Genomic DNA, 24998 nt, shown 5'->3' with positions numbered 1-24998 from the left:
CCGGTCGGCCGGGGCCCACGAGCCATCGTGGCCGGCCGACCGCGGCGCCTTCACGCCGCGCTCAGGCGCTCGGGCGCTCAGAGAGCAGAACCCTGCTTGTAGGTCGCGAACGACTCGTTCCAGTCGCCGTACCCGTTGGTCAGCGTCATCGGCCGATCGGTGCCGGTGTACTCGACCACGTCACCGCGCTTGGAGATGTTGTAGATCCAGGCGGCGTTGGCTGTGCTCAGGCCGGTGCAGCCGTGCGAGACGTTGGCGTAGCCCTGGGACCCGACCGACCACGGTGCCGCGTGCAGGAACTCCCCCGTGGAGGTGACCCGCATGGCGTACTCGACGTCGTCGATGTCGTAGGCCTCGGCGCTGTCAGCGGGGATGCCGACCGTCTCGGAGTTCATCCGCTTGGTGCGGTACTTCTCCATGATCACCTTGATCCCGCTGCGCGTGGTGAACCCGGGCTTGCCCAGGGTGATCGGCATGGTCTTCACCAGCTTGCCGTTGACGAAGGTCTTCATCTGGTGGGTCTGCGCGTTCACCTTGCTGACCACCGAGTCACCGATGTGGAAGTTCACGGTCCGGGACTCCTGGCCGTAGATGCCGTTGCCTGCCGGGAGGGCGTTGACGTCGACCTCGACGGTCACGTCGGTGCCGGCCTGCCAGTAGGTGGCCGGCCGGTAGTGGACCTCGGTGTCGCTCATCCAGTGCCAGGTGCCCTTCTGGGCAGGCGTGGACGTGACCACCATGTGCTTCTCGAAGGCCTTCTTCTCGATCACCGGGAGGTCGAAGTGGACGACCACCGGCATGCCCACGCCGACGGTCTCACCCTCGAGCGGGGCGACGGAGGCGTAGGTCTGCTGCGCGAGGCTGAGGTCCTGCGTGGTGAAGCTGCTCGTGGAGCGCTTGACCTTGCCGTCCTCGTTCCTGGTGGTGGTGCGGACGACGTACGACGTGCCGGGCTCGAGGCGATCGGTCGCCGTCCACCGGGTGGAGCCGTCGTTCAGCAGGCCGGGGACCTTGGAGCCGGCATCGGAGCGCAGGACCACCTTGGCGATCGTGCCACCCTCGGCGTCGACCGTCACCAGTCGGTCGACCGGCACGACCTTCTTGGGCCCCACGTTGGCCGACAACCGCACCGATTGGGCGGAGGCGTTGCTGGCATCCCCGTTGGCCTTCCGCACGTCGTCAGACCCATGTCCGGACGTCCCGCTGCAGGCGCTCAGGCCACCGGCCAGGAGCGCGAGCGATGCCAGCACGGCAGAGCTGCGCAGTTGGGTGCGTGATGCGGACATGGAAGGTTCCCCCGTGAGGCTCAGATTCGGTCGCCTTCAGGATAACTGGTGCACACGAGCACGAGACCCCGCCACGACGTGTTGGTGATCACGACGGACGGGGCCTCGGACGGGTGTCGATCAGTGTGCGTGCTCTCCGCGGTAGTACTCGAAGATCCAGCCGCACAGGGCCAGCAGGCCGAAGGCTCCGCCGATGATGACCATCCACCACGCGCCGAAGGCGATCGCGAACGTCATCGTGGCCATGGTGAGGCTGCACCACAGCGGCCACCAGGAGTAGGGCGGGAAGAAGCCCAGCTCACCGGCACCGTCGGCGATCTCACCACTCTTGAGGTCCTCGGGACGAGGCTCCATGCGAGCGGCGTGGAATCCGAGGTAGACGGAGATCATCCCGACCAGCAGGGCAGCCATCACCAGGGCGGTGGTGCCCGTCCAGTCACCGGCCATGAACCAGTAGGCGGGGGCGACGAGCGCAAAGAAGATCGTCGTGATGACGAAGATCCAGGTTTCAGCCTTCATCAGGCGTTGTCCTCCGGCTTTCCATCCAGGTGCTCGTCGAGCATCTCTTCACGCCCACTGACTTCAGGGGCGTCGGCAAATCGACCTTCACGCTCCGCCTCGTTCTCCTCGAGCTCGAGGGCAGCGATCTCCGGGTGGTGCAGGTCGAACGCCGGCGACTCGGAGCGGATCCGCGGCAACGAGGTGAAGTTGTGGCGCGGGGGCGGGCAGCTGGTGGCCCACTCCAGGGAACGGCCCCAGCCCCACGGGTCGTCCACCACGACGAGCGGCGACCTGCGGGAGACCCAGACGTTGTAGAGGAACGGCAACGTCGAGGCACCGAGCAGGAAGGCACCGATGGTGGAGAGCTGGTTGAGGGTGGTGAACCCGTCACCGGGCTGGTAGTCCGCGTAGCGGCGGGGCATGCCTTCCACACCGAGCCAGTGCTGGATCAGGAAGGTCAGGTGGAACCCGACGAACAGCAGCCAGAAGTGGAACTTCCCGAGGGTCTCGTTGAGCATCCGCCCGGTCATCTTCGGCCACCAGTAGTAGAACCCGGCGAACATCGCGAACACCACGGTTCCGAAGACCACGTAGTGGAAGTGGGCCACCACGAAGTAGGAGTCGGAGACGTGGAAGTCGAGGGGCGGGCTGGCGAGGATGACGCCGGTCAGGCCACCGAAGAGGAAGGTGGTCAAGAAGCCCATCGACCACAGCATCGGGGTGTCGAAGGATATGGACCCGCCCCACATCGTGCCTATCCAGTTGAAGAACTTCACTCCGGTCGGCACCGCGATGAGGAACGTCATGCCCGAGAAGAACGGCAGGTTGACCTCACCCGTCACGAACATGTGGTGGGCCCACACCGCGAGCGAGAGGATCGCGATGGCGAGGGTGGCGCCGACCAGGCCGACGTACCCGAAGACGGGCTTGCGGCTGAACACCGGCAGGATCTCGGTCACGATGCCGAAGAACGGCAGGGCGATGATGTAGACCTCGGGGTGGCCGAAGAACCAGAAGAGGTGCTGCCACAGCAGCGCTCCCCCGTGCTCGGCGTCGAAGACGTGGGCACCGAGGAGGCGGTCGGCCTCGAGCGAGAGGAGCGCACCACCGAGGATCGGGAACGCCATCAGGACCAGCAGGCTGGTGATCAGGGTGTTCCAGACGAAGATCGGCATCCGGAACATCGTCATGCCGGGTGCGCGCATGCAGATGATCGTGGTGATGAAGTTGACCGCACCGAGGATGGTTCCGATACCGGCCATCCACAGGCCCATGATCCACAGGTCGCCACCGACGCCGGGCGAGCGCACTGCGTCGGACAACGGCGCGTAGGCGAACCAGCCGAAGTCAGCAGCACCGGAGGGCGTCAGGAAGCCCGACGCCGCGATCAGGCCGCCCCACAGGAACAGCCAGTAGCTGAACATGTTGAGGCGCGGGAACGCCACGTCGGGCGCCCCGATCTGCAGGGGCATGATCACGTTGGCGAAGCCGAAGAACAGCGGGGTCGCGAAGAGCAGCAGCATGATCGTGCCGTGCATCGTGAACAGCTGGTTGTAGGTCTCGTCAGCGACGATCTGGGTGCCCGGGTAGGCCAGCTCGGAACGGATCAGCATGGCCATCAGGCCGCCGACCATGAACCAGCAGAACGACGTGATGAGGTACATCTTGCCGATCAGCTTGTGATCGGTGGTCGTCAGCATCTTGACCACCTGCTGGCCGAGGGGCTTGCGCGCCTCCAGCTCAGGCGTGGTCGTGGGACGTGAAGCCGTGGCGGTCACTCGTCGCCTCCGTTGTCATGTTCTGCGGTGGCCTCAGCGAGACCAGCCTGGGTGCGGGCATCGGCGCCACCGAGGAGCGGGGTGTCCGACTCGTAGCCGTCAGCCTTCAACCCGGCGATGTAGTCGTCGTACTCAGCCTGGCTGACGACCTCGACGTTGAAGAGCATCCGGGAGTGGTAGACACCGCAGAGCTCGGCGCACTTGCCCATGTAGTCGCCTTCCTCGGTCGTGTGGACCTGGAAGGAGTTGCGGTCCTCGCCGGACTGGCCCGGGATGACGTCCATCTTCATCAGGAACCCGGGGATCCAGAAGGAGTGGATGACATCGGGCGAGGAGAGCTTGAACTCGATCGTCCTGTCGACCGGGAGCACCAGCGTGGGGATCTGCGAGGCGGTGCCGACCGTGTAGGCCACCGCACCGTCGACATCGTTGGCGTCCTCGGTGTAGTTGAAGGTCCACGACCACTGCTGGCCGACCACCTGGACGACGTAGTCAGGGTCGTCCTTCTCGTCGAGCACCTTGTTCTGCACGTCGACGGTGTGGAAGAAGAACACGATCACCATCATGATCGGGAAGATCGTGTAGAAGATCTCGAGCGGCAGGTTGTAGCGCGTCTGCACCGGGATCTCGTCCTCGCTACGGCGCCGGTAGCGCCACGAGACGTAGAACATCAGGCCCCACACGATGGCACCGGTGATCAGGAGCGCGACCCACGCCCACTTCCAGAGCTCGGCGATGTATTCGCCCTGCTCCGTGCCGGGTGAGTTCGCCGGCATGGCCCAGCGCTGTGCCTGGGCCTTGCTCTCAGCTGAACACGCACCCAGCATCAGGAGGCCGAAGCCCAACATGATGCCCAGCGCCAACTGGCGGGCGCGCTTGGGGAGTTGCAGACCCACGAACGAGCCTCTCTCTAAGAACTGAAACGGTTAAGTCGCACACTATCGGAACCCGGACCGGGATTGGGCGACAGGTCGGCAGGTAGATTCCACCTGTGACATTTGCCTCGGAGACCGGAGCCTCGTGAACCCCCCTGTCTACCTCGACGCCGCGTCCTCCGAGCCCCTCCACCCGGCGGCTCGCGAGACGCTCCTCGCCGCCCTCGACCACGGGTACGCCGACCCGCGACGCCTGCACGGAGCCGCCCGCAACGCCCGTCTCATGCTGGACAACGCCCGCGAGGTGGTGGGCTCCTGCCTGGGCGCGCGCCCGGACGAGGTCACCTTCACCCCGAGCGGCACCCACGCGGTGCACCTGGGGGTGCTCGGCCTGCTGGGCGGCCGCTCCCGGGTCTCGTCCGTGCTGGCCCGCAGCGCCGTCGAGCACTCCTCGGTCGTGCACGCCGGCGACTGGCACGTCTCCCGGGGCGGCAGCGTGGTCGAGATCCCGGTGGATCGCGAGGGGCGCGTGTCGCGCTCTGCGATCCCGGACGGGCCGCTGGCCGCGGTGGCGCTCCAGGCGGCGAACCACGAGGTCGGGACCATCCAGCCGGTCTCCGCGGTCGCCGAGGCCGTCGACGCCCCCCTGTTCATGGACGCCTGTGCCGCCGCCGGACGCGTCGACCTGCCCGACGGATGGGCCGCGGCGGCAGTCTCCGCCCACAAGTGGGGCGGCCCGGCCGGTGTCGGGGCCCTTCTGGTGCGCAAGGGCGCCCGCTGGCGCAATCCCTTCCCCGGCGACGACCGCATCGACGAGCGCTCATCGGGTTTCGAGGACGTCCCCGCGGCGCTGGCCGCGGCTGCGGCCCTGCAGGCAGTCACCGCGTCCCGGAGCGACCTCGTGGCCCAGCAGCACGCACTGGTCGACGAGATCCGTGCTCGGGTGGCCGCCACCGTCCCCGACGTGGAGGTGGTCGGCGCTCCGGACGACCGGCTCCCCCACCTCGTGACGTTCTCCTGCCTCTACGTGGACGGCGAGGCCCTGGTGACCGAGCTGGACCGACGCGGCTTCGGTGTCGCATCGGGATCCGCGTGCACCGCCTCCACCCTGCGACCCAGCCACGTGCTGGCTGCGATGGGTGTGCTCACCCACGGCAACGTCCGGGTATCGCTGACCCTCGACACCACGGCCGAGCAGGTGGACGCGTTCCTCGACCAGCTGCCCGACGTCGTCCGCGAGATCCGTGCGCAGGTCGACCTGTGACGCCGACGGGCGCCCCCACCGGCTGGGACCTCGAGCTCGACTGTCGGGGCATGCGCTGCCCGGCGCCCATCATCGAGCTGGCCCGGCACTTCTCCGAGGTGTCCGTGGGCGGCCTGGTGGCCGTGGTGGCCACCGACGTCGCTGCGCGCGTCGACGTACCTGCCTGGTGTCGGATGCGCGGCCAGGAGTACGCCGGCGAGTCCGCCGCCGACGACGGCACGCCGGCCTACGTCGTACGCCGGGTTTCCTGAGGTCAGCGGGCCGCAGCCACGGTCACGCTGGCAACTTCCCTCACCGGGTCTGACACGCGGGTCGTGACTCCGTGCCTCAGTCACGCCACTTGCTCGACCACCATCATCGAGTCCACTGGCGCCGCGCCGATCAGGGGCGGATGGTCTTCACGTGCGGCTCGATGTCGGCCACGGCTGCCTCGCCGTAGGTGTCGCCGAGGCGCTTGAGGAAGGCCTCCCGCGAGAGCGTGTACTCCTGGGTACCGACCTGCTCGACCACGTGGACCGCCAGCAGGCAGCCCAGCTGGGCGGCGCGTTCGTAGGTCAGGCCCCAGGTCAGCGCGGCCAGGAAACCGGCACGGAAGGCGTCACCGACACCGGTCGGCTCGACCTTCTCGATCTCGGGGACGGCCTCGACGAAGACCGACTCGGCGCCCTTCTGGTCGATCCGCACGCCCTCGGCGCCCAGGGTGACCACCCAGGTGCCGACCCGGTCGAGCACCTCGTCCCGCGACCAGCCGGTCTTCTGGGTGATCAGGGTGGCTTCGTACTCGTTGGAGAACAGGATGTGGGCGCCGTCGATCAGCTGGCGGATCAGTGGTCCCTCACCGAAGGCCAGCTGCTGGGACGGGTCGGCGACGAAGCGGTAGCCACGGCTGCGGCACTCGTCGGTGTGGCGCAGCATGCCGTCGGGGTCGTCGGGTCCGACCAGCACGTACTCGGGGTCGCCGGTGCGGTCGACGATCGGCTTGAGCTCGATCTCGCGCGACTCACTCATCGCTCCGGCGTAGAACGACGCGATCTGCGCGTGCGAGGCGTCGTTGGTGCACACGAACCGCGCGGTGTGACGGGTCTCGGAGACGTGGACCGAGTCACAGTCGACGTTGTGGCGCTCGAGCCAGCTGCGGTACTCGGCGAAGTCCTCGCCGACGGCACCGACCAGCACCGGCTGGAGGCCCAGGTTGCCGAGACCGAAGCAGATGTTCGCCGCGCACCCCCCGCGCCGTACCTCGAGGTCCTCGACGAGGAACGAGACGCTCAACTTGTCGAGCTGGTCCACGACCAGCGAGTCGGAGAACTTGCCCGGAAAGGACATCAGGTGGTCGGTCGCGATGGAACCGGCGATCAGCAGTGACATGCTGCCGAACACTACCTGTCGGTACGTCTGGGTGTACCCCGGAGTAACGATTACGGTCGATCACATGAGCCAGATTGCGAGTTTTCGAACGCCCTACGCCGACGCCGAGACCCCGCACCAGATGATCGACGACTGCCGTGCGGTCAGCACCCATCTGCAGTTCCCGACGCCCGCCGACCCCTTCGAGGGCCTGCGTCCGGCTCACCCCCAGACCACGTGGTTCGTCTCGGACCGGGCGGCCGCTCTCGCGAGCGGTCTGCACCTGCACCTCGACTGAACCGTGGACCAGGGCACCACCCCTCCCTCCTGTGGTGCCCGGAAGCCGGACACCACCCCTCCCTCTGAGGTGTCCGGAGCCCCTAGGGCACAGCGAAGCCCCTGCCGGAATTCCGGCAGGGGCTTCGTCTGCGTCTGGGTGGCGCCGTGCGCCGGGTGGATCAGTGGAACGAGTCGCCGCAGGCGCAGGACCCGGTCGCGTTGGGGTTGTCGATCGTGAAGCCCTGCTTCTCGATCGTGTCGACGAAGTCGATGACAGCGCCGTTGAGGTAGGGCACGCTCATCCGGTCGACCACGACGGAGACGCCGTCGAAGTCGGTCACGACGTCACCGTCGAGGGTCCGCTCGTCGAAGAAGAGCTGGTAGCGCAGACCCGAGCAGCCGCCGGGCTGCACGGAGATCCGCAGCGACAGGTCGTCGCGACCCTCCTGCTCGAGGAGGCTGTGCACCTTGGACGCGGCAACCGGGCTCAGGTTGATCTGGTCGGTGCGGTGCTCGGTGTTCGTCTCGACCTGCTCGGTCATCTCAGGCTCCCAAAAGTTCGTGGCGTGTTACTACGTGCAATGGTCGCACACCGTCGGTTATTCCCCCACACGGTCACAGATCCGCGGTCCGGTCACCATCCCCTCGCCACGGTCGAGTGGTCCCGCGGACCACTCGAGCGCGCGGCGCCGCACTCGGCCCGGTCCGAGCGTGCGTTCCTCAGTGTGACCAGCTGCGCGCCACCCGCTCGGCCAGCTCGGACAGCGCACCGGCAGGGTCGGCGTACGACCGCTCCTCACCGACCAGCTCGGCCATCGCGTACGCCGACTCGACGCCCAGCACGCGCATCTCCCGTGACCCGATCATCACCTTCCCGGCTAGGGCGACACAGGGGCGCAGCGCCTCGGCAGCGACCTGGGCCACTCCGTAGGGCACCTTCCCGGACCGACTCGAGAAGTCGAAGGCGCCTTCACCGGTGAGGACCAGGTCGACCTGCTCCGCCCGGGAACGGAGGCCCACGGCCTGCGCGACCAGGTCGATCCCCGGGGTGCGCGTGGCCCCGAGCAGGAGCAGGGCATAGCCCAGGCCCCCGGCGGCACCGGCGCCCTTCGCCAGCGCGAGGCGGCGGTCGGCCACCTCGGCGAAGTCCTGCAGCACGCCGTCGACCACGGCAAGCCGCTCCTCGGCGATGCCCTTCTGGGGGCCGAAGGTCTTAGTGGCACCGAACAGGCCGGTCAGCGGGCTGTCCACGTCTGACGCCGCCACCAACCGCACACCGGCGACCCGGTCCACTGCACCGGAGAGGTCGAGCCGGGTGAGGCCGACCAGGCCGGCCACGCCCTGGTCGAGGGGCTCGTCCGCGTTGGCGCCCAGGGCGGCGAGCAGGCCCGCTCCCCCGTCGTTGGTGCCGCTCCCCCCGAGGCCGACCACGATCTCGGTGGCACCGGCGTCGACCGCGTGACCGATCAGCTCCCCCACCCCGTGGGTGCTGGCCGCCTCCGGGTCGCCGTCGCCGAGCAGGTGTCGCCCACAGGCGTGCGCGCTCTCGACGTACGCCGTGTGGTCGCACAGGAGGATCGTCGCCGGGGTGGGCTCCCCGAACGGTCCCCGGACCGTTGCCGCGAGCACCGAGCCGCCCAGGCTGTTGTGCAGGACGTCGACGAAGCCGGGGCCACCGTCGGCCATCGGACACAGGTCGAGCTGGTCCTCGGGCGCCTGTCGGCGCCAGCCCTCGGCCATCGCCTCGGCGGCCTCGACCGCGGTCAGGGTGCCGGCGAACTTGTCGGGAGCGATGAGCACGCGCATGGCTCCATCATGCCGACCCGGCACGTGTTGACCGCAGGGAGCCCCGACCCGGCACGTGTTGACCGCAGGGAGCCCCGACCCGGCACGTGTTGACGTCCCGGTGACACCGAGTGGGCATAGTGACACCCGTGAACGACGTGTTGATCCGGCCGCTGCACCACGACGACGTTCCCGTGGTCGAGCGTCTCTCCGCCGAGGGGTTCTTCGAGCTCGACCTGCGCACCCACCAGCGGTCGTGGCCTGATCCGCAGCTGCGTCCGGCAGACCGTGCGGCGAGCTGGATCCGGCGCACCCGTCACCTCATCGACACCGACCCCGGCGGTTGCTGGGCGGCCACCCGGGGGGAGGAGATCGTCGGGTTCGCCACCTCCTTCAACCGGGAGAAGATGTGGATCCTGTCGTCGTACGTCGTCCGGCCGGGGCTGCAGGGCCAGGGCATCGGTGTCCAGCTGCTCGCCGCCGCGTTGCACCACGGACGAGGCTGCCTGCGTGGGATGTTTGCCGCCTCGGACGATCCGAAGGCGCTGCGCCGCTATCGCGCAGCCGGTTTCGAGCTGCACTCCCAGATGGTGCTGCACGGGCAGCTGGACCGGTCGGTGATCCCCGTCGTCGAGAAGGTTCGGGAGGGCTCCATCGGTGACCGCGACCTGATGGACTCGATCGACCGGCAGACGCGCGGTGCCGCCCACGGGCCCGACCACGAGTTCCTGCTCTCGGACCTGCGGCTGATCGTCACCGAGCGGAGCTCCGGCTCGGGCTACGCCTACGTCGACGACCACGGCTCCCCACTCCTGCTCGCCGCCACCACGCGTCGTACGGCGGTCGACCTGATGTGGGAGGCGTTGGCCTCCTCCCCCGCCGACGCCCTCCTCGACGTGGGCCACGTCACCTCGGCCAACCACTGGGCCCTCGACGTAGGGCTCGCTGCGAGGCTGTCGATCCACCACCGAGGCTACCTGATGGTGCGCGACATGTTGCCCCCGTCGCCCTACCTGCACCACGGCTCGCTGCTCTGAGCCACCGGGTCACCGCCTAGGATGGGGCCATGACGACTGTTGAGCTGCCGCTCCTCCCGTTGGGCAAGGGCAAGGACCTCTCCACCGAGCGTGGCGTCGAGTGCCCCGGTGACCTGCCCGCAGCCTCCGACCCCGACCTGGTCGCTCGCGCCAAGGCCGCCAAGGCCGCCCTGGGCGACAAGGTGTTCGTGCTCGGCCACCACTACCAGCGCGACGAGGTCATCCAGTTCGCCGACGTCACCGGCGACTCCTTCAAGCTGGCCCGCGACGCCGCGGCCCGCCCGGGGGCCGAGTACATCGTCTTCTGCGGCGTGCACTTCATGGCCGAGTCGGCCGACATCCTCACCTCCGACAAGCAGAAGGTGATCCTGCCCGACCTGGCCGCGGGTTGCTCGATGGCCGACATGGCCCGCCTCTCGCAGGTCGAGGACGCCTGGGACACACTGGCCGACGCCGGTGTCCAGGACCAGGTCGTGCCGATCACCTACATGAACTCGACCGCCGACATCAAGGCGTTCTGCGGCAGGAACGGCGGTGCGGTGTGCACGTCGAGCAACGCCGACGTCGCGCTGGAGTGGGCCTTCGCCCAGAAGCCGGACGCCAAGGTCCTGTTCTTCCCCGACCAGCACCTCGGCCGCAACACCGCCGTGCTGAAGATGGGCTACTCGCTCGACGACTGTGTCGTGTGGAACCCGTTCAAGCCCAAGGGCGGCCTGACCGACGAGCAGCTGCGTGACGCGAAGATGATCCTCTGGAAGGGCCACTGCTCGGTGCACGGCAAGTTCAGCCCCGACGTGGTCGACGAGCTGCGGGCGAAGGACCCAGACATCAAGATCCTGGTCCACCCGGAGTGCAAGCACGAGGTGGTGATCAAGGCCGACCTGGTGGGCTCCACCGAGTTCATCATCAAGACCATCGAGGCCGCACCCGCCGGGTCCAGCTGGGCGATCGGCACCGAGCTGAACCTCGTCAAGCGCTTGGCCGACGCCCACCCCGACAAGAAGATCGCCTTCCTGGACCGGACGGTGTGCTTCTGCTCGACGATGAACCGGATCGACCTGCCCCACCTGGTGTGGGCGTTGGAGTCACTGGTGGAGGGCTACGAGGTCAACGTCATCGACGTCGACGACGAGACCGAACGGCTTGCCGACATCGCCCTCCAGCGGATGCTCCAGCTTCCCGGCAAGAGCTCGCGCGACTGAGGCGACTGAGGGCTCGGCTCGTCACAGGCCGGGAGCGCCCCAGACTGCGAGCCAGCGCGAGAGGTCCTGCTCCATCGGCAGCTCGGCCGAGAGCTGGCCACGGATCTGGATCTCCAGCAGGTTGTCGCGGCGTTGCTGTCCGGCACCGTCGACCCCACCCGCACTGCTCCCGGCAGCCGGCGCGAACGGGTAGAACGTGCCCTGCTTGTAGAGGTAGACCAGCCCGGCGCGGCGCCCCGCGGCGTCGGCGAAGGCGACCAGCGAGCACAACAGCCCGCTCGCGAAGCCCTGGCTCTCGAGGGTCGTGTTGACCGCGTGCAGGTCGGTGCACAGGCCAGAGGTGTCCGTCGGATCACGGTGCACGACCAGCCAGGTGAAGCCGAAGCTGTCCTGGGTGACCTCGACGTCGGGGGCGTCGGGATTGTCGTTGAGCAACTCGACGATGTCGGTCTGGGTCTGTGCGAAGGCGGCGCCGGTGGCGGCACGGAAGCAGACCGAACCACTGCCGGTCGGGGTGAGCCCGGCGGCGGTCTGCAAGGTGATCGCGGCGCTCGGCACCATGAAGAGCGCGTCGAGGTTGGCCCGGGTCACCTTGCTGCGACCGAGGAGTGCGTCGAAGAAACCCATGTCAGCCCGTCGGGCGGCCGAGCTCGGCCTGGATCCTGGCCAGCTGTTGCAGGCGCTGTTCGAGGGACGGGTGCGTGGAGGTCAGGGTCTTCATCGAGACGCCGCTGATCGCGGGGGCGATGAAGAAGGCGTTCATCGCGCTGGAGGCACGCAGGTCCTTCTGCGGGATCGCCGCCATCTCACCGGTGATCTTCTGCAGTGCCGAGGCCAACGCCCCGGGCTTCATGGTCAGGTAGGCCCCGGCCCGGTCCGCGCACAGCTCGCGATAGCGCGAGAGCATCCGGGTCAGGATGAAGCTGACCGCATAGACGACCAGGCTGACCACGATCGCCACCAGGTAGAACGGCAGCGCTCCCCCGTTGTTGTTGTTGCTCCGGCCGCGCCCACCGCCGAGCAGTGACAGGCCGCCGTACTGCACGGACTGGGTGACCATGCCGGCCACGATGCCGGCGGACGAGGCCACCGTCATCACCAGCACGTCGCGGTGCGCCACGTGGGACAGCTCGTGGGCCAGCACGCCCTCCAGCTCCTCAGCGTTGAGCCGGCGCAGGATGCCGGTGGTCACGCAGACCACGGCCCGGTCGGGTGAGCGGCCGGTGGCGAACGCGTTCGGGATGTCCATGTCGGCCACCCCGACCCGCGGCTTGGGCATGTCGGCCATCGCGCACAGCCGGTCGATCATGCCGTGCAGCTCGGGGGCATCCTCGGGAGAGACCTCACGGGCCCGCATCGCCCGCATCGCGACCTTGTCAGAGCTCCACCACTGGTAGAACGCGATGCCGATGCCGACCACGCCGATGATCGGGACGAGTCCGCCGTTGCCGCTCTGCAGCGCCGCACCCATGAGCACGACCATGAACACGACGAACAGCGCCCCGAGCAGGAACATGGTCAACGTCATGCGCGCGGTGAGACCACGGTCCTTGATGAATCGAGAGTTGGCCACGATCGTCGATTCAGCCGGGGATCAGACCGTCGTCGGAGAGCATCTCGCGCACCTCGGCCACCGTCGCGTCGGCAGGGGGCAGCACCACGTCGGAGACGTCGATGGCCTCCGCGTCGTGCGGCACACCCACGGAGCGCACGACGTCGAGCAGCTCGGCCAGGGCGCCCGAGAAGGCTTCGGTGTCGTCGGCGTCCACGGCCGACTCGACCTGGGCGTCGAGGGCGTTGAGCCGGTCGACAGCGGAGTCGGCCACGTCGAACTGGCCCTCGCCGAGGATGCGGACGATCATGACTGGCTCCCGTTGGTGCCCTCGACCTTGCTGCCCTCGGCGTCGAGGATCGCGCCGTCCTGCGCGGGAGCGTCGATGGCCGGCTTGCTGCCGCCACCCTTGAGCGCGGCGAGCTCGGCCTCGACGTCGGCCTGTGAGCTCATCGACTCCAGCTCCCGGGCGATGTCGTCCTGACCACCGGGGTTCGACACGTCTTCGAGCGCACCGCTGGCGATCAGCTCGTCGATCGCACCGGCACGGGCCTGCATGTTGGCGGTCTTGTCCTCGGCGCGCTGGATCGCCATGCCGACGTCACCCATCTCCTCGCCGATCCCGGAGAGCGCCTCGTTGATCTTGGTCTGCGCCTGCGCCGCGGTGTAGTTGGCCTTGATCGTCTCCTTGCGGGTGCGGAAGGACTCGATCTTGGCGTTCAACCTCTGCTGGGCGAGGGTGAGCTTCTCCTCCTCGCCCTGCAGGTTGGCGTGCTGGGTCTTGAGGTCGTTGATCTGGCTGGTCAGCGCCGACTTGCGGGTCAGCGCCTCACGCGCGAGGTCCTCGCGCCCCATGTCGAGTGCCTTCTGCGCCTGGGTCTGCAGCTTGGCCTGCTGCTGCTCGAGCTGGTTGACCTGGAGCTCGACGCGCTTGCGGCTGGTGGCCACGTCGGCCACGCCACGGCGTACCTTGGAGAGGAGCTCGAGCTGGCGCTGGTAGCTGTAGTCGAGCACCTCGCGCGGGTCTTCGGCGCGGTCGAGCGCGCTGTTGGCCTTGGATCGGAAGATCATCGTGAAGCGCTTCCAAAGGCTCATCGGATGCGGCCCCCCTCTTGGGTCGGCTGGTCGCCGTGGCGACATGACAGTGGTGGAGTGTTTCTCTCCCGCCAACCCTAGGCCCAAACGCAAGCACGGGCGAGAGACGGGTGCCGGTAGTCTGGGGGCACACAGTCCACCCTCGCCCGAAGGTCGCCGCGTTGTTCCGTCGCACCACGAAGAATTCCACTCCCGATCCCGTCGTCCATGAGGACCGGCCGGGTTCCAAGGGCCGCCCCACGCCGTCCCGCAAGGACGCGGAGGCGGCCGCACGAGCCCGCGCGAAGATGCCCAACGACCGCAAGGCCCAGGCCAGGCGGCAGCGCGAGCTGCGCATGGAGTCGAGCCAGAAGGTCCGCCAGGCCATGAAGACGGGCGACGAGGCCCACCTGCCGCCACGCGACAAGGGGCCCGTGCGCCGCTTCATCCGCGACTACGTCGACTCCCGCCTCGGCTTCACCGAGCTGCTCGCACCACTGCTGCTGATCATCGTGCTGATGGGCTACGGCCTCTTCGGTTCCGGCGCCGTCCGCATGGCCAACTCGTTGTGGTTCATCACGTTGGTCCTGGTCATCGGCGACATCCTGTTCCTCCGGTTCCGGGTGCGCAGCCAGGTCCGCAAGCGCTTCCCCGACGAGTCGCTCAAGGGCGTCACGATGTACGCCGTGATGCGCGCGGTCAACATGCGCTTCCTGCGCCTGCCCAAGCCCCAGGTGAAGATCGGCCAGGCCCTCCCGGAGCACTACCGCTGATGAGCAACGGTCGGCACGGCCGGTGAGTCCGGTCCCATGCTGACCGGACTGCTGGCGGCGCTCGCCTCGGCGCTCCTCTTCGGCCTCGCTGCGGTATGGCAAGCGCTCGCCGTCCGCAACCACGAGGACGAGACCAGCTCGCCCACGGGTTTCGCCCGCATGGCGCTGACCAGTCCCCTCCTGCTGGCCGTGGTCGCGGTCTACCTCGCCGGTTTCCTGCTGCACGCCGTGGCGATCTGGAACCTGCCGCTCTACCTGGCCCAAGCCACGATCTCCCTGTCGATGCCGGTCACCGCCCTGTGGTCGGCCCATCGCCTGCACGAACCGCTCGGGGGCCGCGGCTGGATCGCCGTGCTCGCGGTGACCGTCGGCATCGCCCTGGTCGCGGCAGGCGCCGGTGCACCCGGGCGGGACCCGTCCGGCTGGACCGTGCCGGTCCTCTCCTGGGCCGTGGTCGCCGTCTGCCTGGGCGTCGGCCTGGCCCTCGTGCGCGGCCACCGAATGGTGACGCTCGGCTTCCTCGCGGGCTGTGGGTATGCCGGGTCCGCGGTCGCCGTACGCGGGGTCACGGCGACGTGGTCGCCCGAGGTGGTCGTCACCGCCCTGGCCGTGCCTGCGCTGGGAGTGGTCTCCTTCTGGCTCTACTCGGTCTCACTCGACGGCGTGGAGGTGACCACGTCGACGGCGGCACTGATCATCGCCGAGACGTTCCTGCCCGCCGCCGTGGGCGTGGGCCTGCTGCACGACGGCATCCGGCCCGGCTGGTGGCCCGCAGTCATCGCCGGCATGGTGCTCTCGGTGGCCGGTGCCGTGCTGCTGGCCGGGGCCTCCCGGGTCACTGCCGCCCTGCGCGAACGGGCGGTTCTTGATGCGCGAGCGGGCGGTTCTTGATGCGCGAACGGGCAGTCGTTGCCGGGCGAGCAGGGCGACTGCCCTGCACCGGGAACGGTCTCGATGGATCCGCTCGTCCCGAGCGGCCACTCGACCACCGAAGATCCCCACTCACGCGACCAGCGACGACCTCACGCGTCGTAGTCGATGACCACGTCGTCGGAGGTCGGGTGCGACTGGCAGGTCAGGACGTAGCCCCGGGCCACCTCGTCGTCCTCCAGCGCCCAGTTGGTGTCCATCTCGACGCTCCCCGAGACCACCTTGGCGCGACAGGTGCCGCAGACTCCGCCACGGCAGGCGAACGGCGCGTCGGAGCGAACCGCGAGGGCGGCCTCCAGCACCGGGACGCCGCCGCGGGCCAAGGTGAACGTGGAGCTGCGCCCGTCGAGGCGTACCGTCACCCTCGCCGAGCCGGCAGCAGAGGCGTCGCTGGCGTCGTGGGTGCTGCGTGGCCTGGGCCTGGTGTCGGCATGGAACAGCTCCGTGTGGACGGACCTTGCGCCCGCACCGACGAGCTCGTCCCGCAACGAGGTGACCATCTCCAGCGGGCCGCACAGGAACCACTCGTCGACCCCTGCGACCGGCAGGGAGGCGTCGATGATGCGCTGCATCCGGTCGACGTCGAGGCGCCCGGAGAACATCTCGACCTCCTGCTCCTCACGGGAGAGCACGTGCACGACCCGGAACCGGGTGAGGAATCGGTCCTTCAGGTCGTGCACCTCGTCGAGGAACATCACCGAGCCGCTGTTGCGGTTGGCGTAGACCAGCGTCACCTGCGCCTCCGGCTCGGACTCGAGCAGCGAGGTCACGATCGAGAGCACCGGGGTGATCCCCGACCCGGCGGCGATGGCGGCGTAGGTGCGTGGGTGGTCGGGGCCCCCGTCCGGGCTGAAGCGGCCCGCCGGCGTCATCACGTCGAGGCTGTCTCCGGGACGCAGCCGCTCGAGCACGGCTCCGGAGAACGCGCCACCCGGGATGCGCTTGACCCCGACCTTCATCACGCCACTGGTCGGCGAGGTCGCGATCGAGTAGCTGCGGCGCACACCGTCGTCGCAGTTGATGGTCAGGTGTTGCCCCGGGCGCCAGGTGTAGGCCTCGCGCAGGTCGTCAGGCACCTCGAAGGTCAGCGCCACCGCATCGTCGGTCAGAGGTTCGATCGTGGAGACCTTGAGGGGATGGAATGCGGCGTGCCGTGTCATTCAGATGGCCTTGAAGTGGTCGAAGGGTTCACGACAATCGGTGCACACCCAGAGGGCCTTGCACGACGTGGATCCGAATCGGCTGAGCTCTCGGGTGCGCGGACTGCCGCACTGCGGGCACTTGACGGACAGGGTCAGCTCGACCGACTGGCGCGGACCGGGCGGCGCGATGCCGTACGCCGCGAGCTTGCGGCGGCCCTCGTCGGTCATCCAGTCGGTGGTCCAGGCAGGGGCCAGCACGAACTCCACGCACACGTGGCGGTAGCCGGCCTCGGAGAGCGCTGTGACGATGTCTTCGCGGATGGTCTCCATCGCCGGGCACCCTGAGTAGGTGGGCGTGATCCGCACGTGCACCGAGCCCTGGTCGTGCTCGGTGACGTCACGCAGGATGCCGAGGTCGGCAATCGTGACCACGGGCAGCTCGGGGTCGGGAACGGTCGCGGCGATGCTCCAGGCCCGGGTGCGGGCCATGGTGGCGCTCACCACGTGACCCCCGGGTGTGAGCGGTGCAGGTGTTGCATCTCGGCCAGCAGGTAACCCATCACTTCGGTGTGTCTCCCATCTCGTCCCTTGCTGAACACGGCCCGGGGCTCGGGCACGGTCAGCGTGGCCCGGTCGAGGACAGCGCCGAGTCGCTGTTCGACCGGTTCTCGCAGTGGTGCGGGATCGACGACCATGCCGTCGACCGTGAGTGCTGCATCATTCAGTGGTTGATCCAGGAACGTGTTGTCGAAGAGCTCCTCGCGCCACGGCCACTCGGCGTCGAGGGCGGCCTGCATCCGGCGATGGGACTCGTCGGTCCCGTCACCCAGTCGCAGCACCCAGTGGGTGGCGTGGTCGAGGTGGTAGGCCGTCTCCTTGACCGCCTTGTCCGAGATCGCCGCCAGTGTGGGGTGCGTGCTGGCCGAGAGCGCGGCGTAGAGCTCGTGCTGCCACGCCGAGAAGATCAGCAGGCGCGCCATCGCCACCGCGAAGTCACCCTGCTCGCGCTCCACGAGGCAGACGTTGCGGAACTCGCGCTCGTCGCGCAGGTAGGCCAGGTCGTCCTCGCTGCGGCCGGTCGACTCACCGACGAGGCTCAGCAGCGCTCGCGCCTGACCGAGCTGGTCGAGGCCGATGTTGGCCATCGCCACGTCCTCCTCGAGCTGTGGAGCGCGGCTGATCCACCAGCCCAGGCGTTGGGAGGAGATCAGCGCATCGTCGGCCAGGGCCAACGCGTACTTCTCCACCGAGACGCTCACAGGTGCTCGACCCCCTCGGGCACGTCGTAGAACGTGGGGTGCCGATAGACCTTGTCGACGGCAGGGTCGAAGAACGAGTCCTTCTCGTCGGGGCTGCTGGCCTCGATGGCGGCGGCCGGGACCACCCAGATCGAGACCCCTTCCCGACGCCGGGTGTAGAGGTCGCGGGCATTGCGCAACGCCATCTCCGCATCGGCGGCATGCAGGGATCCGACGTGCACGTGGGACAGACCACGTCGGGAGCGGATGAAGACCTCCCAGAGGGGCTCGGGACTCATGCCACCGACTCCTTCGCAGGCGCGGCATGCTTGGCGGCGTACGCCGCTGCGGCCTCACGCACCCAGGCGCCGTCCTCGTGGGCCCGCACCCGGTGCGAGAGCCGTTGCTCGTTGCAGGGGCCGTTGCCGCGGATCACCTCGAAGAGCTCGGTGAAGTCGACCGGGGTGAAGTCGTAGTGGCCGCGCTCCTCGTTCCAGGCGATCGCGTCGTCGGGGAGGCTGAGGCCCAGCGCCTCGGCCTGGGGCACGGTCATGTCGATGAACCGCTGGCGCAGGTCGTCGTTGGAGAAGCGCTTGATGCCCCACGCCATCGACTGCGCCGAGTTCGGGGAATCGTCGTCCGGCGGGCCGAACATCATCAGGCTCGGCCACCAGTAGCGGTTCACCGCGTCCTGCGCCATCGACTTCTGTGCGTCGCTGCCGTGGGACAGCGTGTGCAGGATCTCGAAGCCTTGCCGCTGGTGGAACGACTCCTCCTTGCACACGCGCACCATCGCGCGGGCGTAGGGACCGTAGGAGCAGCGGCACAGCGGCACCTGGTTGACGATCGCGGCGCCGTCGACGAGCCAGCCGATCGCGCCGACGTCGGCCCAGGTGAGCGTGGGGTAGTTGAAGATCGAGGAGTACTTCTGGCGACCGCTGTGCAGCTGGTCGAGGAGGTCGGCACGATCGACGCCCAGCGTCTCCGCGGCGGCATAAAGGTAGAGCCCGTGACCCGCCTCGTCCTGCACCTTGGCCATCAGGATCGCCTTGCGGCGCAGACTGGGGGCGCGGCTGATCCAGTTGCCCTCGGGCTGCATGCCCATGATCTCGGAGTGGGCGTGCTGGGCGATCTGGCGGACCAGCGTCCTTCGATAGCCCTCCGGCATCTCGTCGCGCGGCTCGACGCGGTCGTCGCCGGCGAGGAGGGCGCGGAAGGCGGCGGGCTCGTCGCCGCCCGGCGCGGGCCCGGTCGGCTGCTGCCCGATCCGCTGCGGCTCGCTCGGCTGCTGCTCGGGGGTGGTGAAGTCGTTGCCGTACACAGTGACCACGGTAACAGCGGATGTTACGAACTCACGCATTTCTGACGGCGGGCTGTAACAAGTTCGGTCCGGACCTCGACAGACCTCGTGCGAGGCCGCCTGCGACGATGGGGCCATGGACTCCCCCACCGCCGATGTCTCCGTCCGGGTCGCCTGGTCCGACGACGCGCCTGGCATCGCCGGCGTGCAGGTGCGCGCCTGGCGATCGTCGTACGCCGACCTGCTGCCGGCCGAGGTGCTGGCCGCCCTCACGTACGACGAGGTGGCCCGCGTGTGGCACGAGTCGCTGGCCCGCCCCGAGGACGCCCGCAACCGGGTGCTGGTCGCCCTCGAGCGCAATCGCATCACCGGCTTCGCGACCACCACGCCCAGCCAGGATCCTGACGGTGACCGGGTTGCCGACGGTGACATCGCGGAGTTCTCGATCGACCCCGACGAGCTCGGCAAGGGCCATGGCTCGCGACTGCTCCAGGCCTGCGCCGACACCCTGCGCGCCGACAGGTTCACCCGCGCGACGATCTGGGTGAACTCCGACGCCGATGCGTGGCGAACGTTCCTCGAGAGCGCCGGCTGGGCTCCCGACGGCGCACACCGCGAGCTCGACCTGCGGGGCGACGGCACCGTGACCGTCAAGCAGGTCCGGCTGCACACCGCCCTCTGAGCTCACCCCGCCACTCCAGTCTCCTCGTGTCCCCGGACAACCAGGCAGGCGGGATACCGGGCACCCGGGCACCCGGGCACCCGGCGAAATGGGAGCTTCCCGGCCGAGATCTCGACCGGGAAGCTCCTGCATCGGCCTGGACGTTCTCCCCGACCTGGGCGGATCAGTTGACGGAGACGGCACTCCACGCTGCGGCCACGGTGGCGTACTGCGTGCTACCCGCGCCGTACAGGTCCTTGGCGGCGTTCAGCGTGGCGGTCCGGGCCTGGGCGTAGTTGGTGCTCGAGGTCATGTAGACGTCGAGCGCGCGGAACCAGATCTTCGCGGCGGCGTCACGGCCGATGCCGGTGATCGTGGAACCGTTGCACGTCGGCGAGCTGTGCGCCTTGCCACCGATCGTCTTGGCGCCCGATCCCTCGGCCAACAGGTAGAAGAAGTGGTTGCCGACTCCCGAGGAGTAGTGCACGTCGACGTTCTTGGTGCTGGTGGACCAGCAGGACTGCGAGGCACCGTCCTTGGCGGGGTCATCCATCCGGCGGAAGCCTGCGTGGTTCGCCAGGTCGAACTCCTCACCGATGAAGTAGTCACCGGGGTCGTTGGAGTTGGCCGCATGGAACTCGACCATCGTGCCGAAGATGTCGGAGGTGGCCTCGTTCAGCCCACCCGACTCCCCGGAGTAGGTCAGTCCGGCGGTGTGCTCGGTGACGCCGTGGGACATCTCGTGGCCCGAGACGTCGAGGGAGACCAGCGGGCCGAAGTCGACACCGTCGCCGTCGCCGTAGGTCATCTTCTCGCCGTCCCAGAAGGCGTTGACGTAGTCGTTGCCGTAGTGGACCCGGCTCGGCGCGCTCGAGCCGTCACCGAAGATGCCGTCGCGTCCGTGCACGCTCTCGAAGTAGTCCCACGTCTCGGCGGCACCGTAGACCGCGTCGGCGGCAGCCGACTGGCGGTCGTTGTTGCTGCCGTTGCCGAAGACGTTGTCCGTGCTGGTGATCGTGGTGCCGTTCGTGCATCCCATGCCGAGCAGCGTGCACAGGAACGAGTCGGACCTGTTGCCCATGTCGGTCGTGACACCGTTGCCGTGCACCGGGTCGGTGAGCGTGTAGGTGGAGCCCGACTGGGTCACCGGAATCGAGACGCTACCGCTGTAGAGGGTCCGCCCCTCGCCCTCGACGTTGATGATCTGCTGCTCGCTGCGCAGCACCTTGCCGCTGCGGGCGTCGACGTACGTCGCGAGGCGGCTGGGCGTGCCGTCGGCCTGGCGCCCGGCGCTCATCACGCGCCACGCCAGGTGGGGCGTCCTCGTGGTGGCGTCGACCACCAGCGCGGGGGCGCCCTTGGTCTCGGCGTCGCGGATCGACCGGGCTGCCTCGGAGGCCAGTGCGCGCTTCTCCGCGTGCGCCGCGCCGACGGTCGCGTGGGTGTTGAGCGACAACGCCCTGGGCAGCGTCTGACTCACGCCCTCGAGGTCTCCGGAGGCGTCCTGGTGGGCCACCAGGTCGCCACCGACGACCTCGAGTCCGCGGTAGGTGCGATCCATCCGGACGTGACGGGAGCCGTCAGCATCGACCACGGTCTGGGTGACCTTGAACTTCTGCCCCTCCGTCGCGCGAGCAGCGGCTGGGTGGGACTGCAACGCCGCTACGGCGTCATCTGAGGTGTGCTTGGCAGCTGCCTGCGGGGTCTGCGCCTGCGCCGGAGCGGTCATCGCCAAGCCGGTGACGAGGGTGGCCGCGCCGAGAGCAGCCCATGCCGGAGTGATTCGCATGAAGTTGAGCCTTCCGTACTGCATCGGGGTCTCCCTCCCCGCCGGCCACCCTTTCACTACTCGGGGGTAACCCGAAAGGTCTGGACCACTGCAACTTCTTGCAGCGCGAGATTGTGCAGTTGCACCCGCGGTCGGTTCGACATGCAGTTGCGGCCCTCGTCGCTCGCCCTGAGCGGGAACAGCGCCGGAACCGGGCACAACTGCATGTCGGTCGGACCGAGCCGGCCCGCAACGAAGGGCCCGGACGTCAGTCGAGGTCGAGGAACTCCTCGAGCCCGACCGTCAGGCCGGGACGGGAGGCAATCGCGCGCAGCCCGGTCAGCACACCCGGGCTGAAGGAGGCGCGATCCATCGAGTCGTGACGGATCGTGAGGGTCTCCCCCGGCCCGCCGAGCAGCACCTCCTGGTGGGCGACCATGCCGCGGATCCTCAGCCCGTGCACGCGTACGCCGTCGACGTCGGCGCCGCGCGCCCCGTCGAGCTCGGTGGAGGTCGCGTCGGGCATCGGCCCCGAGCCGGCCTCGCGGCGCGCTGCGGCGATGAGCTCCGCCGTACGCCGGGCGGTCCCGGAGGGAGCGTCGGCCTTGTCGGGATGGTGCATCTCGACGACCTCGACCGAGTCGTAGAACGGCGCAGCGGCGGCGGCGAAGCGCATCATCAGGATCGCGCCGATGGAGAAGTTGGGGGCGATGAGGACGCCGGTCTCGGGCGAGGCCTGCAGCCATGCCTCCAGCTGGGCGAGGCGCTCCTCGTCGAAGCCGGTGGTGCCCACCACGGCGTGGATCCCGTGGTCGATGCAGAACTCGAGGTTGTCCATCACCACGTCGGGGTGGGTGAAGTCGACGACGGCCTGCGCGCCGGCCTCGACCAGGGCGTTGATGTCGTCATCGGCATCGATCGCCGCCACGAGCTCGGTGTCGTCGGCAGCCTCGACTGCCCGGCAGATCTCTGCCCCGACCTTGCCTCGCGCGCCGAGCACGCCCACCTTCAATTTCATGTCCGTCACAGGGGCAAACCTACGCGACGGGACGACACCCGAGGGGAGGGTGACTGACGAACGAACACAGTAGTGGGATGCTTGGGGCCATGGCACTGCAGACGATCCCCGCTCGCATCCGTTGGGCGGTCGACATCCTCGACGTTCAACCCGCCGACCAAGTGCTCGAGATTGGTTGCGGTCAAGGGGAGGCAGCAGAGTTGATCTGCAGCCGACTCCAGACGGGGAAGCTGCTGGCGATCGACCGATCCGAGTCGGGCGTGGACCGCACCAAGCGGCGGTGCGCGGAGTACCTGACCGCCGGCAGGCTCGCGGTGCGCCACATCGACCTCGCCACGCTGCGTGTGCCGGTGAAGCGACTCGACAAGGTCTTCGCGTTCAACGTGAACCTGTTCTGGGTGCGTGACTGCCAGGACGAGCTGGCGCTGCTCCACGAACGCCTCTCCCCCGGCGGGACCATCGCGTTGTTCTATGACGCCAACCGGGCCGAGCAGCTGCCCACGCAGCTCGAGAAGGCCTCGGCCGCCCTCGTGCAGGCCGGCTTCCGGGTCGGCGTGGTCGACAGCAAGAACCCTGCCGTGGTCGGGCTGCTCGGCCGGCGCTGAGCAGGGCGTTCCTTCCTGAACCGACCTCCGAGAGGGTCACCGCCCTCGAGAGGCCAAGACGAACCCCTCCCACGTCCTCGCCCTCGACCAACGCTCCAGCCGCACCATGGCGGGCCTCGTCCCCGTGGCGATCACGACGGACGGCGCGGGCGCCGTGCTGCGCTTCGACGGACCGCCGGTTCGCGAGGCGCGAACCCGCGGGTGCGACTTCGAAGGTCGGTCAGGGCCCGACGATCGCCAGCACCTCGGGCTGGGCGAACAGCTCGGCGGCCAGGACGCGTACGTCGTCGAGCGTCACCGCATCGATGCGCGCCAGCACCTCGTCGATGCTCAGCAGCTCGTCGTGCACCAGCTCGGCCTTGCCGATGCGCGACATCCGTGACCCGGAGTCCTCGAGACCGAGCACCAGCCCGCCACGCAGCTGGCCCTTGCCCCGGTCGAGCTCCTCCTGGGTGATGCCGTCCTCGGCGACCTTGCGGACCTCGTCACGGACCACCTCGAGCACCTGGTCGAGCTTGTCGGGCAGGCATCCCACCGAGACCCCGACCATCCCCGCATCGGCGTGGTGACCGGCGAAGGAGTAGACCGAGTACGCCAGCCCACGGTGCTCACGGACTTCCTGGAACAGGCGCGACGACGTGCCGCCACCCAGGGCCGTGTTGAGCACACCGAGGGCGAAGCGACGCTCGTCGCTGCGGGTCAGGCCGTTGACCCCGAGCACCAGGTTGACCTGCTCGAGGGCGCGTTGTGCCCTGATCGTGCCGGGCTTGAACTTGCGCGCCTTCGCGCTGGTCTTCGGGCTGCGTGGGCGCTCGTCGCCCGACAGGAAGCCGTTGCGACCGAACGCCGTGCGCGCCTCGCGCACGACCGACGCATGGTCGACGTTGCCCGCGACGGCGACCACCATGTTCGGCGCCCGGTAGTGGTGCTTGTAGAACCGGGTGATCTGCGCACGCGTGAGCGATGCGATGGAGGCGTCGGTGCCGGCGATCGGACGCCCGAGCGGGGTGTCGCCGTACGCCTGGGCAGCAAAGAGGTTGTGCACCACGTCGTCGGGGTCGTCGTCGTGCATCGCGATCTCGTCGAGGATCACGTCACGCTCGGCCTCGACGTCGTCACCGGTGATCAACGAGTTCGTGATCATGTCGCCGATCACGTCGACCGCCAGGGGCAGGTCGTGGTCGAGGACCCGGGCGTGGAAGCAGGTGTACTCCTTCGCGGTGAAGGCGTTGAACTCCCCACCGACCGCGTCGAGCTCCACGGAGATGTCCATCGCGGACCGTTCACGGGTGCCCTTGAAGAGCAGGTGCTCGAGGAAGTGCGAGGCGCCGTGCAGGGCGGGGGTCTCGTCCCGCGAGCCGACCCCGACCCACACTCCGATGCAGGCGGAGCGGACGCCGGCCATCTGTTCGGTGATGACGCGCAGTCCACCGGGCAGGATCGTCCGGCGGACCCGGGAGAGCACATGACCCTCGTCGTCCTTGACGGTCTGCAGCGTGCGCGTCGACCCGACCTTCTGGGGAACGGACGACCGGCCAGCAGAAGTCTGCTGGCCGGCCGCCCGGTTGTTGCTCGTGGTCACG

28 protein-coding genes are annotated in these 24998 nt (G+C 68.7%); 9 read left to right on the top strand and 19 right to left on the bottom strand.

What is annotated here, in order from left to right; translation table 11 throughout:
- Positions 1-77 precede the first annotated feature (77 nt).
- The 4 genes from ncot_RS06520 to coxB form a co-directional block, all read right to left on the bottom strand.
- Positions 78-1286, bottom strand: coding sequence for an Ig-like domain-containing protein (locus ncot_RS06520; protein ID WP_168616875.1), 1209 nt, complete (start codon positions 1284-1286; stop codon positions 78-80).
- A 120-nt stretch (positions 1287-1406) separates the two neighbouring features.
- The gene (locus ncot_RS06515; protein ID WP_168616874.1) at positions 1407-1805 is read right to left on the bottom strand and encodes a cytochrome c oxidase subunit 4; all 399 of its coding nucleotides are present in this window, start codon (positions 1803-1805) and stop codon (positions 1407-1409) included.
- Entirely contained in the window at positions 1805-3565 is a 1761-nt protein-coding gene (ctaD, locus tag ncot_RS06510; protein ID WP_240938103.1) for a cytochrome c oxidase subunit I, read from the bottom strand. Before ctaD ends, ncot_RS06515 begins: the two co-directional genes overlap by 1 nt.
- Entirely contained in the window at positions 3562-4461 is a 900-nt protein-coding gene (coxB, locus tag ncot_RS06505) for a cytochrome c oxidase subunit II (RefSeq protein ID WP_240938102.1), read from the bottom strand. The genes ctaD and coxB overlap by 4 nt, the downstream gene beginning before the upstream one ends.
- A 124-nt stretch (positions 4462-4585) precedes the next feature.
- Here coxB and ncot_RS06500 point away from each other — a divergent pair, with 124 nt between their 5' ends.
- Positions 4586-5704: an aminotransferase class V-fold PLP-dependent enzyme gene (locus ncot_RS06500; protein WP_206065179.1), complete on the top strand. Its 1119-nt coding sequence runs from the start codon at positions 4586-4588 to the stop codon at positions 5702-5704.
- Positions 5701-5955, top strand: a complete 255-nt coding sequence (locus ncot_RS06495; RefSeq protein ID WP_240938101.1) for a sulfurtransferase TusA family protein — start codon at positions 5701-5703, stop codon at positions 5953-5955. Before ncot_RS06500 ends, ncot_RS06495 begins: the two co-directional genes overlap by 4 nt.
- Positions 5956-6085: 130 nt before the next feature.
- Here the strand turns inward: ncot_RS06495 and ncot_RS06490 are convergent, their stop codons facing one another.
- Entirely contained in the window at positions 6086-7072 is a 987-nt protein-coding gene (locus tag ncot_RS06490; protein ID WP_168616873.1) for a carbohydrate kinase family protein, read from the bottom strand.
- Positions 7073-7136: 64 nt separating this feature from the next.
- On the opposite strand from ncot_RS06490, the gene ncot_RS06485 reads away from it, so the two are divergent.
- The gene (locus ncot_RS06485; protein WP_168616872.1) at positions 7137-7349 is read left to right on the top strand and encodes a hypothetical protein; all 213 of its coding nucleotides are present in this window, start codon (positions 7137-7139) and stop codon (positions 7347-7349) included.
- Positions 7350-7509: 160 nt separating this feature from the next.
- Here ncot_RS06485 and erpA read toward each other — a convergent pair whose 3' ends face one another.
- Positions 7510-7872 carry an iron-sulfur cluster insertion protein ErpA gene (gene erpA / locus ncot_RS06480; RefSeq protein ID WP_168616871.1) on the bottom strand — a complete coding sequence of 121 codons (363 nt, stop codon included), beginning with the start codon at positions 7870-7872 and terminating at the stop codon, positions 7510-7512.
- A gap of 178 nt (positions 7873-8050) precedes the next feature.
- Positions 8051-9136, bottom strand: coding sequence for a glycerate kinase (locus ncot_RS06475; protein ID WP_168616870.1), 1086 nt, complete (start codon positions 9134-9136; stop codon positions 8051-8053).
- 128 nt (positions 9137-9264) lie between these two features.
- On the opposite strand from ncot_RS06475, the gene ncot_RS06470 reads away from it, so the two are divergent.
- A complete protein-coding gene (locus tag ncot_RS06470) occupies positions 9265-10152 on the top strand; it encodes a GNAT family N-acetyltransferase (protein WP_168616869.1) in 888 nt (295 codons plus the stop codon).
- A 29-nt stretch (positions 10153-10181) separates the two neighbouring features.
- A complete protein-coding gene (gene nadA / locus ncot_RS06465; RefSeq protein WP_168616868.1) occupies positions 10182-11354 on the top strand; it encodes a quinolinate synthase NadA in 1173 nt (390 codons plus the stop codon).
- A gap of 21 nt (positions 11355-11375) precedes the next feature.
- On the opposite strand, the gene ncot_RS06460 is transcribed toward nadA, so the two are convergent.
- The 4 genes from ncot_RS06460 to ncot_RS06445 are packed head-to-tail and all read right to left on the bottom strand — an operon-like array spanning position 11376 to position 14001.
- A complete protein-coding gene (locus ncot_RS06460; RefSeq protein WP_168616867.1) occupies positions 11376-11981 on the bottom strand; it encodes a hypothetical protein in 606 nt (201 codons plus the stop codon).
- A 1-nt stretch (position 11982) separates the two neighbouring features.
- The gene (gene htpX / locus ncot_RS06455; RefSeq protein ID WP_168616866.1) at positions 11983-12927 is read right to left on the bottom strand and encodes a zinc metalloprotease HtpX; all 945 of its coding nucleotides are present in this window, start codon (positions 12925-12927) and stop codon (positions 11983-11985) included.
- Between the two features lie 10 nt (positions 12928-12937).
- The gene (locus tag ncot_RS06450) at positions 12938-13216 is read right to left on the bottom strand and encodes a hypothetical protein (protein WP_168616865.1); all 279 of its coding nucleotides are present in this window, start codon (positions 13214-13216) and stop codon (positions 12938-12940) included.
- Positions 13213-14001 carry a PspA/IM30 family protein gene (locus ncot_RS06445; protein WP_168616864.1) on the bottom strand — a complete coding sequence of 263 codons (789 nt, stop codon included), beginning with the start codon at positions 13999-14001 and terminating at the stop codon, positions 13213-13215. The genes ncot_RS06450 and ncot_RS06445 overlap by 4 nt, the downstream gene beginning before the upstream one ends.
- 161 nt (positions 14002-14162) lie before the next feature.
- On the opposite strand from ncot_RS06445, the gene ncot_RS06440 reads away from it, so the two are divergent.
- Positions 14163-14753, top strand: coding sequence for a DUF3043 domain-containing protein (locus ncot_RS06440; protein ID WP_168616863.1), 591 nt, complete (start codon positions 14163-14165; stop codon positions 14751-14753).
- Positions 14754-14789: 36 nt separating this feature from the next.
- A complete protein-coding gene (locus ncot_RS06435; protein ID WP_168616862.1) occupies positions 14790-15644 on the top strand; it encodes a hypothetical protein in 855 nt (284 codons plus the stop codon).
- Positions 15645-15775: 131 nt separating this feature from the next.
- Here the strand turns inward: ncot_RS06435 and paaE are convergent, their stop codons facing one another.
- The 5 genes from paaE to paaA are packed head-to-tail and all read right to left on the bottom strand — an operon-like array spanning position 15776 to position 19393.
- The gene (paaE, locus tag ncot_RS06430) at positions 15776-16843 is read right to left on the bottom strand and encodes a 1,2-phenylacetyl-CoA epoxidase subunit PaaE (protein WP_168616861.1); all 1068 of its coding nucleotides are present in this window, start codon (positions 16841-16843) and stop codon (positions 15776-15778) included.
- Positions 16844-17326 carry a 1,2-phenylacetyl-CoA epoxidase subunit PaaD gene (gene paaD, locus ncot_RS06425; protein ID WP_277345792.1) on the bottom strand — a complete coding sequence of 161 codons (483 nt, stop codon included), beginning with the start codon at positions 17324-17326 and terminating at the stop codon, positions 16844-16846. It abuts the gene before it with no gap.
- Positions 17323-18084, bottom strand: coding sequence for a 1,2-phenylacetyl-CoA epoxidase subunit PaaC (gene paaC, locus ncot_RS06420; protein ID WP_168616860.1), 762 nt, complete (start codon positions 18082-18084; stop codon positions 17323-17325). Before paaC ends, paaD begins: the two co-directional genes overlap by 4 nt.
- Positions 18081-18362 carry a 1,2-phenylacetyl-CoA epoxidase subunit PaaB gene (paaB, locus tag ncot_RS06415; protein WP_168616859.1) on the bottom strand — a complete coding sequence of 94 codons (282 nt, stop codon included), beginning with the start codon at positions 18360-18362 and terminating at the stop codon, positions 18081-18083. Before paaB ends, paaC begins: the two co-directional genes overlap by 4 nt.
- Entirely contained in the window at positions 18359-19393 is a 1035-nt protein-coding gene (gene paaA, locus ncot_RS06410; RefSeq protein ID WP_240938100.1) for a 1,2-phenylacetyl-CoA epoxidase subunit PaaA, read from the bottom strand. The genes paaB and paaA overlap by 4 nt, the downstream gene beginning before the upstream one ends.
- Positions 19394-19499: 106 nt before the next feature.
- Here paaA and ncot_RS06405 point away from each other — a divergent pair, with 106 nt between their 5' ends.
- On the top strand, positions 19500-20045 hold the full coding sequence (locus ncot_RS06405) for a GNAT family N-acetyltransferase (protein WP_168616857.1): 546 nt from the start codon (positions 19500-19502) through the stop codon (positions 20043-20045).
- Between the two features lie 163 nt (positions 20046-20208).
- On the opposite strand, the gene ncot_RS06400 is transcribed toward ncot_RS06405, so the two are convergent.
- Positions 20209-21813, bottom strand: coding sequence for a M4 family metallopeptidase (locus tag ncot_RS06400; protein ID WP_206065177.1), 1605 nt, complete (start codon positions 21811-21813; stop codon positions 20209-20211).
- Positions 21814-22060: 247 nt separating this feature from the next.
- Positions 22061-22810, bottom strand: a complete 750-nt coding sequence (gene dapB / locus ncot_RS06395) for a 4-hydroxy-tetrahydrodipicolinate reductase (protein WP_168619197.1) — start codon at positions 22808-22810, stop codon at positions 22061-22063.
- 89 nt (positions 22811-22899) lie between these two features.
- Between dapB and ncot_RS06390 the strand changes: the two genes are divergently transcribed.
- Positions 22900-23415 carry a class I SAM-dependent methyltransferase gene (locus ncot_RS06390; RefSeq protein WP_168616855.1) on the top strand — a complete coding sequence of 172 codons (516 nt, stop codon included), beginning with the start codon at positions 22900-22902 and terminating at the stop codon, positions 23413-23415.
- Positions 23416-23635: 220 nt separating this feature from the next.
- Here the strand turns inward: ncot_RS06390 and ncot_RS06385 are convergent, their stop codons facing one another.
- Positions 23636-24997: a pitrilysin family protein gene (locus ncot_RS06385; RefSeq protein WP_168616854.1), complete on the bottom strand. Its 1362-nt coding sequence runs from the start codon at positions 24995-24997 to the stop codon at positions 23636-23638.
- Position 24998: the final 1 nt, after the last annotated feature.

The sequence above is a fragment of the Nocardioides sp. JQ2195 genome (assembly GCF_012272695.1).
In the GTDB taxonomy this organism is placed as follows: domain Bacteria; phylum Actinomycetota; class Actinomycetes; order Propionibacteriales; family Nocardioidaceae; genus Nocardioides.
The sequence above is the reverse complement of the archived record's forward strand: the minus strand, read 5'-3'. Positions and strand labels throughout refer to the sequence as shown.